12 protein-coding genes and 1 riboswitch are annotated in these 12,439 nt (G+C 65.4%); of the genes, 8 read left to right on the top strand and 4 right to left on the bottom strand.

Translation table 11 applies throughout. The annotated features are described in order from the left end of the window. Window positions 1-86: 86 nt before the first annotated feature. The 4 genes from ftsE to NLM15_RS40540 all read left to right on the top strand — a co-directional run bounded on the left by ftsE (window position 87) and on the right by NLM15_RS40540 (window position 3,314). Window positions 87-746 (top strand): cell division ATP-binding protein FtsE, encoded by a 660-nt coding sequence (ftsE, locus tag NLM15_RS40555; RefSeq protein WP_247435624.1) that lies wholly within the window; start codon window positions 87-89, stop codon window positions 744-746. Then, window positions 739-1,707, top strand: coding sequence for an ABC transporter permease (locus NLM15_RS40550; RefSeq protein WP_254123539.1), 969 nt, complete (start codon window positions 739-741; stop codon window positions 1,705-1,707). The genes ftsE and NLM15_RS40550 overlap by 8 nt, the downstream gene beginning before the upstream one ends. Before the next feature lie 105 nt (window positions 1,708-1,812). Beyond that, complete coding sequence (locus NLM15_RS40545; RefSeq protein WP_254123538.1) at window positions 1,813-2,517, top strand: YdcF family protein; 705 nt, start codon at window positions 1,813-1,815, stop codon at window positions 2,515-2,517. A gap of 23 nt (window positions 2,518-2,540) precedes the next feature. After that, entirely contained in the window at window positions 2,541-3,314 is a 774-nt protein-coding gene (locus tag NLM15_RS40540) for a 1-acyl-sn-glycerol-3-phosphate acyltransferase (RefSeq protein ID WP_254123537.1), read from the top strand. Here the strand turns inward: NLM15_RS40540 and NLM15_RS40535 are convergent. Further along, window positions 3,311-3,916, bottom strand: a complete 606-nt coding sequence (locus NLM15_RS40535) for a gamma-glutamylcyclotransferase (protein WP_254123536.1) — start codon at window positions 3,914-3,916, stop codon at window positions 3,311-3,313. The two genes, NLM15_RS40540 and NLM15_RS40535, sit on opposite strands and share 4 nt — an antisense overlap. A gap of 110 nt (window positions 3,917-4,026) precedes the next feature. Here NLM15_RS40535 and NLM15_RS40530 point away from each other — a divergent pair, with 110 nt between their 5' ends. Continuing rightward, complete coding sequence (locus tag NLM15_RS40530; RefSeq protein WP_254123535.1) at window positions 4,027-5,211, top strand: DUF2125 domain-containing protein; 1,185 nt, start codon at window positions 4,027-4,029, stop codon at window positions 5,209-5,211. Between the two features lie 134 nt (window positions 5,212-5,345). On the opposite strand, the gene NLM15_RS40525 is transcribed toward NLM15_RS40530, so the two are convergent. The 3 genes from NLM15_RS40525 to NLM15_RS40515 are packed head-to-tail and all read right to left on the bottom strand — an operon-like array spanning window position 5,346 to window position 8,257. Further along, window positions 5,346-6,284: a prephenate/arogenate dehydrogenase family protein gene (locus tag NLM15_RS40525; RefSeq protein ID WP_254123534.1), complete on the bottom strand. Its 939-nt coding sequence runs from the start codon at window positions 6,282-6,284 to the stop codon at window positions 5,346-5,348. Then, complete coding sequence (gene hisC / locus NLM15_RS40520) at window positions 6,281-7,375, bottom strand: histidinol-phosphate transaminase (RefSeq protein WP_254123533.1); 1,095 nt, start codon at window positions 7,373-7,375, stop codon at window positions 6,281-6,283. The genes NLM15_RS40525 and hisC overlap by 4 nt, the downstream gene beginning before the upstream one ends. A gap of 33 nt (window positions 7,376-7,408) precedes the next feature. Next, window positions 7,409-8,257 carry a chorismate mutase gene (locus NLM15_RS40515; protein ID WP_254123532.1) on the bottom strand — a complete coding sequence of 283 codons (849 nt, stop codon included), beginning with the start codon at window positions 8,255-8,257 and terminating at the stop codon, window positions 7,409-7,411. Window positions 8,258-8,463: 206 nt separating this feature from the next. Beyond that, window positions 8,464-8,543: riboswitch (SAM riboswitch) on the top strand. Between the two features lie 92 nt (window positions 8,544-8,635). Between NLM15_RS40515 and NLM15_RS40510 the strand changes: the two genes are divergently transcribed. The 3 genes from NLM15_RS40510 (at window position 8,636) to NLM15_RS40500 (ending at window position 12,317) form a co-directional block, all read left to right on the top strand. Then, on the top strand, window positions 8,636-9,838 hold the full coding sequence (locus tag NLM15_RS40510) for a homoserine O-acetyltransferase (protein ID WP_254124679.1): 1,203 nt from the start codon (window positions 8,636-8,638) through the stop codon (window positions 9,836-9,838). 15 nt (window positions 9,839-9,853) lie between these two features. Further along, window positions 9,854-10,516: a methionine biosynthesis protein MetW gene (gene metW / locus NLM15_RS40505; RefSeq protein WP_254123531.1), complete on the top strand. Its 663-nt coding sequence runs from the start codon at window positions 9,854-9,856 to the stop codon at window positions 10,514-10,516. Between the two features lie 163 nt (window positions 10,517-10,679). Further along, window positions 10,680-12,317 carry a hypothetical protein gene (locus tag NLM15_RS40500; RefSeq protein ID WP_254123530.1) on the top strand — a complete coding sequence of 546 codons (1,638 nt, stop codon included), beginning with the start codon at window positions 10,680-10,682 and terminating at the stop codon, window positions 12,315-12,317. Window positions 12,318-12,439: the final 122 nt, after the last annotated feature.

Genomic DNA, 12,439 nt, shown 5'->3' with positions numbered 1-12,439 from the left:
GAAACCATAACGGCCGCAAAACCCGTTGATCGCGTGTGGCGGAGCGCAGCAGTCCCGCCCGCGCCCCCTCTCGAACGGAGCTGAGCTTGGTTCGGTTCGAAAATGTCGGATTGCGTTACGGTCTGGGGCCGGAGATCCTGCGCGACCTCAGCTTCCAGATTCCGGCGCATTCCTTCCAGTTCCTCACCGGGCCGTCCGGCGCCGGCAAGACCTCGCTGCTGCGTCTGTTGTTCCTGTCGCACCGGCCGACGCGCGGCCTCGTCAATCTGTTCGGCCACGACATCTCGCAGCTCGGCAAGGACGAGATCGCGGATTTGCGCAAGCGCATCGGCATCGTGCTCCAGGACTTCCGCCTGCTCGATCACATGACGACCTATGAGAACGTCGCGCTGCCGTTCCGCGTCATGGGGCGCAGCGAGTCGAGCTACCGCAAGGAGGTGATCGACCTGTTGCGCTGGGTCGGCCTTGGCGACCGCATGGACGCGCTGCCGCCGATCCTGTCCGGCGGCGAGAAGCAGCGCGCGGCGATCGCGCGCGCCGTGATCTCGCGGCCGCAGCTCCTGCTCGCCGACGAGCCGACCGGCAGCGTCGATCCGACGCTCGGTCGCCGGCTGCTGCGGCTGTTCATCGAGCTCAACAAATCAGGCACCGCCGTCATCATCGCCACCCACGACATCGGCCTGATGGACCAGTACGAGGCGCGGCGCTTCGTGCTGCACCAGGGGCGGTTGCACGTCTATGAGTAGGACCGACGAGCGCGGCGTGCTGGTCGACCTCGGACAGGAGCGTCCGCAGCTTCCGCCCAAGGCGCGCAACATGTCGCCGATCGTGCCGCGCGCCTCGATCCACGGCCGCGCGCTGGTCGCCGTCGTTGCCATCATGACCTTCCTCGCCTCGATGACCACGGGCACGGTGCTGCTGGTCAGCGCCTCCGCCGCGGAATGGCAGTCGGACGTTGCGAGCGAAATCACCATCCAGGTCCGCCCGCAGGCCGGCCGCGATCTCGATCGCGACACCGCGGCGGTGACCGAGGCCATGCGCGCGCAGGCCGGCATCGTCGAGGTCAAGCCGTTCACCAAGGATGAAAGCGGCAAGCTGCTCGAGCCCTGGCTCGGCACCGGCCTGTCGATGGACGATTTGCCGGTGCCGCGCATGATCATCGCGCGCGTGCAGCCCGGCACGCAGCTCGATCTCGGCGCCTTGCGCGCGCGCGTGACCCAGGCCGCCCCAAGCGCCAGCGTCGACGATCACCGCGCCTGGATCGAACGGATGCGCTCGATGACCAACGCCACCGTGCTCGCCGGCATCGGCATCCTCGCACTCGTCATCATCGCGACCATCATCTCGGTGTCGTTCGCGACCCGCGGCGCCATGGCGGCGAACCGCCCGATCGTCGAGGTCCTGCATTTCGTTGGTGCCGGCGACCGTTACATCGCCAACCGCTTTCTGCGTCACTTCCTCAGGCTGGGCCTGGAGGGCGGCGTGATCGGCGGCGGTGCCGCCATGCTGGTGTTCGGCTTCTCCGAGTCGATCGCCGGCTGGTTTTCCGGCACCCCCGTCGGCGACCAGTTCGCAGCTTTGCTCGGCACCTTCTCGCTGCGGCCGTCGGGCTACATCGTGCTCGCGGTGCAGGCGGTGCTGATCGGCGCCATCACCGCGGCTGCCTCGCGCCAGACGCTGTTCGCGACGCTGAATGATGTGGATTGAGCCTGTTGTCTTTCCTTCTCCCACAAGGGAGAGGGTGAATAAACCGGACTCCACTTCGCCTCAAAACGTCCTAAAATCATCCGGGGAAGGGATCACCGACATCATATGACCTCGCCGACCGACGATCGATCGCCGAAATTACCGCGCGGCTGGCTGCGCGCGGCCGTGGTGTCGACGGTCGCGCTCGCCTTCGTCGGCGCGGCGGCGGGCTTCATCGCGTTCCTGTCGCAATTGCGCGGCGCGGAGCTCGCGCCGGACCGCAAGGCGGACGGCATCGTGGTCCTGACCGGCGGCTCCTCGCGGGTGTCGGACGCGATGGAGCTCCTGGCTGCCGGCTACGGCAAGCGGCTCCTGATCTCCGGCGTGCATCCGACCTCGACGGCGAGCGACATCTCCCGGACCCTGCCGGAGAACCAGTCCTTCATGCATTGCTGCGTCGATCTCGACCGCACCGCGGTCTCGACCCGCGGCAACGCGGCGGAAGCGCGGCGCTGGGCCGAGGGGCGCGGCTTCAGATCGCTGATCGTGGTCACCTCGAACTATCACATGCCGCGCGCGCTGGTGGAGTTCTCGCATGCGATGCCGGAGACGACACTGATCCCGTTCGTGGTGGTCGGCGACAAATGGCGTGAGGAGCCGTGGTGGACCTCGGCCTCCACCTTGCGGCTGCTCCTGTCCGAATACGTCAAGTACATCGCCGCCGAGCTGAGAGTGCGGCTGGAGGATTTCGGGATTGACCTTTCGCCCGAGATGTCGGAGCAGCCTGCAGGCCCGATGCCGAAGCGGCCCGCCACGGCACAGGCCAATTGATCGGCAAATTGATCGGATCGTCGATGCCTTTGATCTTCCTGCGCTCGCTCCTGTTCAACGTGCTGTTCTACGCCGTGCTGGTGTGCCTTGCGATCGTGGCGCTGCCGACCTTCGCATTGCCGCCGCGTGCCATGCTGACCGTCGCGCAATGGTGGGCGAAGGCGACGCTGTTCCTGATGCGCGTGATCTGCAACATCAAGGTCGAGTTTCGTGGGCAGGAGAAGATCCCGGCAGGGCCGCTGGTGATCGCGGCGAAGCACCAGTCGTTCTGGGAGACGTTCGTGCTGCCGGGCTTCTTCAATCGCCCGATCTTCATCCTCAAGCGTCAGCTCATGCAGATCCCGGTCTTCGGCCAGTTCCTGGTCAAGACCGGCATGATCGCGATCGACCGCAAGGCCGGCGTGAAGGCGCTGCTGGACATGACGCGGCGGGCGCGCGAGGCGGTGCGCGCAGGCGGGCAGCTCGTGATCTTTCCGGAAGGAACGCGCCGGGCGCCCGGCGCTGCGCCCGACTACAAGACCGGCTTTGCTCAGATCTATTCATCCTGCGCTGTGCCGTGCCTGCCGATCGCGCTCAATTCCGGCCTGTTCTGGCCGCGCCGCACCTTCATGCGCTATCCCGGCACGCTGGTGGTGGAGTTCCTGGATCCGCTGCCAGCGGGCCTGCCGAAGGACGAATTTCTCTCTCGCGTGCAAACCGCCATCGAAGACGCGACCGGCCGCCTCGTTGAAGCGGGCCGCAAAGAGCAGGAGCAGCTCATCGGCTCGTCGCCGAGCTACGCGCCGTCGGAGACCTAGCGATTCTCTCGATCTTCCGCGGGAGCCGGCGCGTGCTGTGCATCACCATGCAGCATCGCCGCGAGCTGATGCAGCTGGGCGTCGCGAAAACCTTCCGCCTCGATCGCTTTCACCGTTGCCGTCACATAATCGCGGTTGGCGCCGGACTGGCCGTGGCCCTGGACGACATGGCGATGCTGGTCGGCGAGCGACAGCCGGCCGGCATATTGGACATGACCGCGGTCGACGACATAGGCGAGCGCGGAGACGCGCTGCCGTGCATCGTTCTCCAGCCACACCGAGCGCATCACCTCGCGATAGACCGAGGTGACCTGCTCGCGCGCGCGCAAATAGGCGACGACGTCGGCGCGGTCCTTCTCGGCGACGCGAAAAGCAATGCCGCGGCAGGCGCCGCCGCGGTCGAGCCCGAGCACCAGGCCCGGCTGCTCCGGCGTACCGCGGTGGACGAAGGAATAGACGCAGAGCGCGCGATGCTCGCCGACCAGCCGCGCCGGGACGCGGTCCCTGAATTCGAAACCCGGCCGCCACATCAGCGAGCCATAGCCGAACACCCAGAGATCGCCCTTGGCTGTGGTGACGGAGGGGAGGGTGATTTCGGACATTTCGGGCACGGCTACCAGAACCGTGCCCCCAAGCGAAGCGAATTCTCCACCTTTCGTCGGGGGCCGGCCTCGCTTACATTTGCCCAAATCTGGGGTCAAAGGGTCGCCGCATGTCCGATATGACCGTTGCCACAGGCCGCCGCCCCCGTTGGGGCCTTTTCATCGCCCCCATTATCCTCCTGATCCTCGCCGTCGCGTGGAGCTGCTTCTGGTTCTATGCGGCGTCGCAGGCCGAGATTGCCGCGGACGCCTGGCGGGCGCAGGAGGCCAAGTCCGGCCGCATCTACGATTGCACCAAGCGCTCGATCGCCGGCTTCCCGTTCCGCTTCGAGGTCCAGTGTTCCGGCGCCAGCGTCGCCCTGGTGTCGCAGAACGCCAGCAAGACGCCGTTCACGGCCAGGCTCGACAACATCCTGGTCGTTGCCCAGGTCTACGATCCCAAGCGCGTCATCGCCGAATTCACCGCGCCTGCGACGTTGACCGACGGCGTCACGCAAAACACCTTCGTGGTGAATTGGAGCAAGGGCCGCAGCAGCGTGGTCGGCCTGCCGGCGGTGCCGGACCGCGCCTCCATCGTGTTCGACGATCCCGTCATCAACCGCCTCGACGGCAGCGTGCAGGTGCCGCTCGCGCGCGCCAAGCAGGTCGAGCTGCACGGCCGTCTCGCGGAAGGATCGAAGTCCGATCATCCTGTGATCGAGACCGTGCTCCATGTCGCGCAGGGCAGCATCCAGGGCGTCCATCCGCTGCTGGCCGAGCCGTTCGAGGCGGACACGCGCGCGAAGATCACCGGGCTCTCCGACATCACGCCAAAACCCTGGCCGCAGCGCTTCCGCGAGATCCAGGCCGCCGGCGGTCACATCGAGATCGTGCAGTCGCGGATCCAGCAGGGCGAGATGATCGCGGTTGCGGCCGGCACGCTCGGACTCTCGGCCAATGGCCGACTCGACGGCGAATTGCAGATGACCGTGACCGGCCTCGAGCGCGTGATCCCGGCGCTCGGCATCGAGAAGATGCTGGAAGAGGGCGTGCCGCAGGCGACGCTTGATCGTGTCGCCCCCGGCGTGAAGTCGCAGGACCTCAACAATCTGTTCGGCGCGCTCGACCGCGCCGTTCCCGGCCTCGGCAAGGTCATCAAGCAGAACGCCAATGCCGGCGTTGCCGCCGGCATCAATTCGATCGGCACCGAGAGCACGCTGGAAGGCAAGAAGGCCCGCAGCTTCCCGCTCAAATTCGTCGACGGCGCCGTGCTGCTCGGCCCGGTCAAGGTCGGCCAGATCCCGCCGCTGTATTAGGTGCGGGCGTCATTGCGAGCGAAGCTCTCTCACCACCCGTCATTGCGAGGAGCACTTGCGACGAAGCAATCCAGAGTCTTTCCGCGGAACGAATCTGGATTGCTTCGCTGCGCTCGCAATGACGAAGGTGACAGCTACGGCTTCTTGCCGAGCTGCCCGTGCTGCCGGCCGAAATCCGCTGCTGCCGAATCCTGACCGATCTCGACGATGCCGCGGCGGATCGCGCGGGTGCGGGTGAAGTGGTCGAACAGCGCCTCGCCGTCGCCGCGGCGGATGGCGCGGGTGAGCTTTGCGAGATCCTCGGTGAAGGTGCCGAGCATCTCCAGCACGGCTTCCTTGTTGGCGAGGAAGACGTCGCGCCACATCGTCGGATCGGACGCCGCGATGCGGGTGAAATCACGGAAGCCGCCGGCGGAGAACTTGATGACCTCGGACTCCGTCACCTGCGCCAGCTCGTCGGCGGTGCCGACGATGGTGTAGGCGATCAGATGCGGCAGATGGCTGGTGATCGCGAGCACGAGATCATGATGATCCGGCGTCATGATCTCAACCTTGGCGCCCATCGCTGCCCAGAAAGCGCGCAGCCGATCCGTGGCCGCCGCATCGACGCCTTCCGGCGGCGTCAAAATGCACCAGCGGTTGATGAAGAGCTCGGCGAAGCCGGAGTCGGGGCCCGAATGCTCGGTGCCGGCGACCGGATGCGCCGGCACGAAATGAATGTTCTTCGGCAGATGCGGCGCCATGTCCCTGACGATCGCGCCCTTCACCGAGCCGACGTCGGACACGATCGCGCCGGGCTTCAGGTGCGGCGCGATCTCCTGCGCCACCGGCCCGCAGGCGCCGACGGGAATGCAGAGGATGACGAGATCGGCATCCTTCACCGCGTCCGCATTGGTCGCCACGACCTGGTCGACGATGCCGAGCTCCATTACCCGCGCGCGCGTCTTCTCCGAGCGCGCGGTGGTGACGATCTCGCCGGCCAGGCCCTGAAGCTTCGCAGCGCGCGCGATCGAGCCGCCGATCAGGCCGAAGCCGATCAGCGCGACGCGCTGGAAGTGCGGTGTGGCGCTCATTTGCCGGCCATGAAGTCGCGCAAGGCATCGACGACGAGGCGGTTGGCCTCCTCGGTGCCGATGGTCATGCGCAGCGAATGCGGCAGGCCGTAGTTCTTGAGTGCGCGCAACACCAGCCCGCGCCTGGTGAGATAGGCATCGGCCTCGTCGGAGGTCTTGCCCTTTTCGGGGAAGTGGATCAGCACGAAATTGGCGACGCCCGGCGTCACCTTCAGTCCGAGCTTGCCGATCTCCTCGGTCAGCCAGTTGCGCCAGGTCTCGGTGAACTGCTTCGACATCGCCTGGTGCGCGGTGTCCTCGATCGCGGCGACCGCGGCATACATCGCAGGCGTCGACACGTTGAAGGGACCGCGGATGCGGTTGACGGCGTCGATGACGTGCTCGGGCCCGAACATCCAGCCGATGCGCAGCGCGGCGAGGCCGTGGATCTTGGAGAAGGTGTGCGTCACCACCGTATTCTCGGTGGTGGCGACGAGCTCGATTCCCATCTCGTAATCGTTGCGCGAGACGTAATCGGAATAGGCGGCATCGAGCACCAGCAGCACGTGCGAGGGCAGGCCGGCGCGCAGGCGCTTGACCTCGTCGAACGGCACATAGGTGCCGGTCGGATTGTTGGGGTTGGCGAGCCAGACCAGCTTCGTCTTCGGCGTCACCGCCTTGAGGATGGCATCGACGTCGCAGGTGAGGTTGGTTTCCTGCGCGACGACGTTCTTGGCACCGACCGCCATGGTCGCGATCGGGTACACCAGGAAGCCGTGGGTGGTCGAGATCGCCTCGTCGCCCTGGCTGAGATAGGTGTGAGCGAGCAGATTGAGGATCTCGTCCGAGCCGGCGCCGCAGATGATGCGGTTGGGGTCGAGCCCGAACGAGCGGCCGATCGCTTCGCGCAGCACGCGCGAGGTCCCTTCCGGATAATCTTCCAGATGCGCCGCCACGTTCTTGAACGCCTCGATCGCCTTCGGCGAAGGCCCGAACGGCGTCTCGTTGGCCGAGAGCTTGAACACCTTGCGGCCCGGCTCGGCGACCGGGCTCTTGCCGGGCGTGTAGGGCGCAATATCGAGAATGCCGGGATTCGGCACGGGGCGGGACATCTTCAACTCCGGATAGGCTGGGCTGCTCGTGACTTACGATTTCGGCCCGGTCGGGGGCACCGTATAGCGCGTTGCGTGGCTGCCGACGAGGGCCGTGGAGCGCACCGAGGCCCCCGCTTCGATCAGGGCAGCCTTGATTTTCTCGATGCTGGTCGCGCTCGTGACCGAGACCAGCAGTGCCGCGCCGTCAAAGGCGGTATCGGGCACCGCTACGATCTCGGCGAGCGGCGAGAGCGTCCGCGCGACCTCGGCGTTCCACCCGGACACGCGCACGCTGAAGGTCTCGACCTCGGTCACCAGGGCGCTGTCGGCGACGCGCGAGATCGCGAACACCGGCAGTGCGGCCGGATGGTCGGCGCGCTCGACGAAGGGCATCCGCGCAATGATCTTCGGCGCACCGTTGGCTTCCAGCTCCAGCCACCACGGCGTGCGGCTCGAGGTTGCCGAGACCAGCGCAAGGTCGCCCTTGGATTTCGCCACCGCCTCGACCGCGGCCTGCGCGCTGAAATGCGCGACGTAAGGCACGGTGAAGCCGAAATGGAAGCGCGCCGAATCGCGCATCGCGGGCTCGTTCACCGAGATGTCGGCATGCACGGAGAACGGCGCCTGGACATAGGTGAACGTGGAGATGATGACGCGCCAGATGCTCTCGACCGTGTCGAGCGGCAGGATGCCGCGATGGCGCTGCACGAGGTCACGCATCATGGCGGCCTCGCGCGCCGGGCGGAACGCCGAGCCGACCTCCTGGGTCTGCTTCACCTGGATCAGGCGGTCGATGATGTCGCCGCGCTGCATCAGCAGGCGATGCATGCCCTCGTCGATCGCGTCGATCTCCTTGCGCAATTCCTGGAGCGATGGTGGCGCGGGCGGACGTTGGGACATATCTGACAGGGGCTGTTGAGAGGCGTTTTAATGCGGGTCGGCCAAGTCGGTTGGTAAGGTCGGGGCCCGCTACGATCGATGTCCTGATTAGGCAGTCAGGGCGGCGAAAGCAAAGAGAAATGACGGCCTGTTTGGCTGATGAGACCGGGATGAAATTGGCTGATCCGGGCCGTGACTTGACGAAAACCGTCCAAGACAGTAGTTTTTGCCTGTTCCGTGGTCATTTGAGCCGGCCGGCTTGCAGCCACGTTAAAAAACTCGCTAAACAGGCCGGGGACCCTTTCGATCCCGGCCGAACCTATCGTTCAGGCCGGGTTTTTCATGGCCTGATGTCAGCGGCGGCTTAACAGCCGGTCGCAAACGAGGTCGATGTCAGAGATGGGTGGCGTCAAGTCCGTACCGAGCCCCGCGATCAGCGCCGACGACCGGTCGCATGAGGTGGATCATCCAAGCTCGCAGGTTGCGCAGTTCGGCGCCGACCAGCCGCTGCGGCTCGATTGCGGCGTCGATCTCTCCCCGTTCCAGATTGCGTTCCAGACCTATGGCGAGCTCAACGCCGATCGCTCCAACGCGGTCCTGATCTGCCATGCGTTGACGGGCGATCAGCATGTCGCCAACGTGCATCCCGTCACCGGCAAGTCCGGCTGGTGGGAGACGCTGGTCGGTCCCGGCCGACCTCTTGATCCTCAACAATACTTCATCATTTGCGCCAACGTGATCGGCGGCTGCATGGGCTCGACCGGGCCGGCCTCGATCAATCCCGCGACCGGCAAGGTGTGGGGCCTGGATTTCCCTGTGATCACCATCCCCGACATGGTGCGCGCGCAGGCGATGCTGATCGACCGTCTCGGCATCGACACGCTGTTTGCGGTGGTCGGCGGCTCGATGGGCGGCATGCAGGTGCTGCAATGGACCGCGGCCTATCCCAAGCGCGTGTACTCCGCACTCGCAATCGCCTGTTCGACGCGGCACTCGGCGCAGAACATCGCCTTCCACGAGCTCGGCCGCCAGGCGGTGATGGCCGATCCCGACTGGCACAACGGCCGCTACACGGACCAGGGCATCCATCCGCATCGCGGACTTGCGGTCGCACGCATGGCCGCGCACATCACCTATCTGTCGGACGCCGCGCTGCATCGTAAGTTCGGCCGCCGCATGCAGGACCGCGAGCTGCCGACCTTCTCGTTCGACGCTGATTTCCAGGTCGAGTCCTATCTGCGCTACCAGGGCTCGTCCTTCGTCGAGCGGTTCGACGCCAACGCCTATCTCTATCTGACCCGCGCGATGGATTATTTCGACATCGCCGGCGACCATGGCGGCGTGCTGGCGAAAGCGTTCGCGGGCATCGAGACGCGCTTCTGCGTGGTCTCCTTCACCAGCGACTGGCTGTTTCCGACCTCGGAATCGCGCGCGCTGGTGCATGCGCTGAATGCGTCGAGCGCGCGGGTGTCGTTCGCCGAGATCGAGACCGATCGCGGCCATGACGCCTTCCTGCTCGACGTGCCCGAATTCTTCGATATCGCCCGCGCCTTCCTGCAATCGGCAGGGAAAGCGCGCGGGCTCACCGGCAAGAATGACTGACAGGGACGGCTAGCGATGTCTGCACAGGAAGTGTTGCCGCTGGGCGGCGTTGCGACGGAGCAATCCGGCCAGTTTCGCGCGGACCATCTGCTGGTCGCCGAGATGGTGAAGCCCGGTTCGAAAGTGCTCGACGTCGGCTGCGGCGAGGGCGACCTGCTCCAGCTTCTGGAGACCCGCGGCATCGACGGTCGCGGCATCGAGCTGTCGCGCGAGGGCGTCAACCGATGCGTCGCCAAGGGCCTCGCGGTGGTGCAGGGCGATGCCGACACCGATCTCGTCAATTATCCCGACGACGCCTTTGATTACGTGATCCTGTCGCAGACGCTGCAGGCGACGCGACAGCCGCGGGTCGTGCTGGAGAATCTGCTGCGCATCGGCCGCCGCGCCATCGTGTCGTTCCCGAATTTCGGCTTCTGGAAGATGCGGCTCCAGCTCCTGATCGGCGGCCACATGCCGCGCACCGAGAACCTGCCCGCGACCTGGTACGACACCGCCAACATCCATTTCTGCACCATCAAGGACTTCGTCGAGCTCTGCGACGCGATCGGTGTCAAGATGGAGCGCGCCGAGGCGCTGGATCTCTACGGCCGTCCGCTGCGGCTGCGATTGCCGTGGTGGGTGTGGAATATGTTCGGCGAGCAGGGGGTGTTTCTGCTGAGCCGGGGCGGGCGGAAGTAAGGCTCGCAGACCCTCACGCCGAGAAGCGGCCCGCCGCTACCTCGTGCGGGCAACTAGACTAAAGTTCTCAATTCGGCAGCCCGCCAAAGTTGAGCCTCTCGGTTGCATGTCCTCGTTTCCTTAAGTCATAATGTTGCTGGGGAAACGGCTAAGGGCTGAGACTATGGGTAGAACGCTGCCGGCACTCGCTGTGCTGTTCAGTGTCGGCTTGACGTGCGAAACAGTATTCGCCCAGAGCGGAAGCGACATCGTCAACATCTTCGGCGGCCTGGTTCAGTCTGCCATCAACCAGGCCATCCAGGCCGAGTGGCGCAAGCTTCCGCCGGCCGAGATCTCCTGCATCGACGACAATCTCCGCCAGCGTGGCACGTCCATCGGACAGGTGGCCCAGCAGGGCTTCAGTCCGAACGACGGCCGGCTTGCCGAGGTGCGGCGCTTCTGCCGAAGCGGCGTCGTGCAGAATTCGCCAGGCCAAAATCTGCCAAGTCAGAATCTGCCAGGTCTTGGCTCGAGCCCGAGTGTGATCTCGATCTATTCGGTCGATGGCCTCAGCCTCGGTGCGAAGGTCAGCTTCGAAAGCTCCGTCTATCGGCAGTATCAGTGTAACCCCAGCGAGCAGTTCAGCGGCTTGACCTGGTGCACACGCAAGGTGCCGGAAAGCTCGAGACGGGGGCCGTTCGTATCGTCCTATTCGATCCTGCATTCGCCCGAGGGCACGGTCTCCTACGTGAACCGGTTTTTGGAGCCCGCCTGGTTCAGCGGCAACGAGGCGAATGAAGATATCGCACGCCTTGCGAAGAAGTACGGAGCCCAGCCCAAAGTCACGACAATGGCGCAAATGGACGGCTTGCAGGGGCTCATGGCCAGCTGGGGCGCGGTCACGTTGCTGCCGCTCGACGCAAACAACGTCGCTCAGCTCGCGCAGGGCCGGGACGTCAGGGCCGGGCTGATGGTGGATTTTCTCGGCAACTTCCGTCGATCCGCGCAACTCGGCTTGCCCATCTACCGTCTGGCCGGAGGACCGGGTTTCGTCTGGGCCGCCAACTGGGATCAGGGTGGGCGAGGCACGTTGCGATTCCTTGCGGTGGATGCGTCCACGTTCTCGGGACCGGACGCCGTCCAGCCGCAGGTTCAGGCGAATATCCGCGCGCCTTCGATCCCCGAGCCGGCCGCACCGGCGCCGGCGCCGGCACCTGCACCTTCGCCGCCCCCGCCGGTCTCGGCGGCGCCGTCACCTCCGCAGGTCTCATCGCCGCCGGCAATCGCACGTCTCGATCCCGATGAGCGCGCGCGGCAGCGGATCAAGGATACGCTGAGCAGGGTTACCTATCATCGCGGAGATCTTCCGAACAAAAACTTCCAGACGAGACTGGACGAGATCGCGTCCCGGCTTGCCACCGTCAGCGACGCCACGGATTCGGCCTCGCTGAAGAGCCTCACGTCGGATTGCGATACGGCTTCGGCGATCTTCGATGAAGCCGCCGAGTTCACCCGGGTCTCCGACGTGGCGGGCCGGAAAGTGGCGATCGTGAACGCGAAGCTGCAAGGCGTCGGCTTCGATGCGCCGCTGGTGCAGGAGCTGAAGACCGCCGTCGATGCCGTGGGAACGGCGCAAGCCGAGGGAGATCTCGCCGCTTTGAAGCGTGCCTTGAGTTCGCTCAACGGCCTCTACGATACGGGCCGGCTCGATCGTCTCGCAACGGCAAAGGCGAACGGATTTGAGACCATCGAGAGCTACGAGGATTACAAGGATCGCCAATCCAGGCTCAGTGGGTCGGGAATCATCCTGAACAAGAAGTGAGTGTCATGCTGAGCAATGTCGAGACGTTCTTTGTTCGCCTCCTGAGAGGGACGGTCATCGCGACCGCGATGGTGTCCTTCCTCATCACGATCCTGGCGCTGGCCTTCGCATTGTACGCGCAG

Source organism: Bradyrhizobium sp. CCGB20, from assembly GCF_024199855.1.
GTDB lineage: Bacteria > Pseudomonadota > Alphaproteobacteria > Rhizobiales > Xanthobacteraceae > Bradyrhizobium.
Note: the sequence above shows the minus strand (reverse complement) of the source record. Positions and strands in the feature narration are given on the sequence as shown.

What these genes read in the sequence shown, in the direction of transcription:
- NLM15_RS40550 (WP_254123539.1), top strand. Translation starts at nt 739, where the DNA reads ATGAGTAGGACCGACGAGCGCGGCGTGCTGGTCGACCTCGGACAGGAG.
- NLM15_RS40545 (WP_254123538.1), top strand. Translation starts at nt 1,813, where the DNA reads ATGACCTCGCCGACCGACGATCGATCGCCGAAATTACCGCGCGGCTGG.
- NLM15_RS40540 (WP_254123537.1), top strand. Translation starts at nt 2,541, where the DNA reads ATGCCTTTGATCTTCCTGCGCTCGCTCCTGTTCAACGTGCTGTTCTAC.
- NLM15_RS40535 (WP_254123536.1), bottom strand. Translation starts at nt 3,916, where the DNA reads ATGTCCGAAATCACCCTCCCCTCCGTCACCACAGCCAAGGGCGATCTC.
- NLM15_RS40530 (WP_254123535.1), top strand. Translation starts at nt 4,027, where the DNA reads ATGTCCGATATGACCGTTGCCACAGGCCGCCGCCCCCGTTGGGGCCTT.
- NLM15_RS40525 (WP_254123534.1), bottom strand. Translation starts at nt 6,284, where the DNA reads ATGAGCGCCACACCGCACTTCCAGCGCGTCGCGCTGATCGGCTTCGGC.
- hisC (WP_254123533.1), bottom strand. Translation starts at nt 7,375, where the DNA reads ATGTCCCGCCCCGTGCCGAATCCCGGCATTCTCGATATTGCGCCCTAC.
- NLM15_RS40515 (WP_254123532.1), bottom strand. Translation starts at nt 8,257, where the DNA reads ATGTCCCAACGTCCGCCCGCGCCACCATCGCTCCAGGAATTGCGCAAG.
- NLM15_RS40510 (WP_254124679.1), top strand. Translation starts at nt 8,636, where the DNA reads ATGGGTGGCGTCAAGTCCGTACCGAGCCCCGCGATCAGCGCCGACGAC.
- metW (WP_254123531.1), top strand. Translation starts at nt 9,854, where the DNA reads ATGTCTGCACAGGAAGTGTTGCCGCTGGGCGGCGTTGCGACGGAGCAA.
- NLM15_RS40500 (WP_254123530.1), top strand. Translation starts at nt 10,680, where the DNA reads ATGGGTAGAACGCTGCCGGCACTCGCTGTGCTGTTCAGTGTCGGCTTG.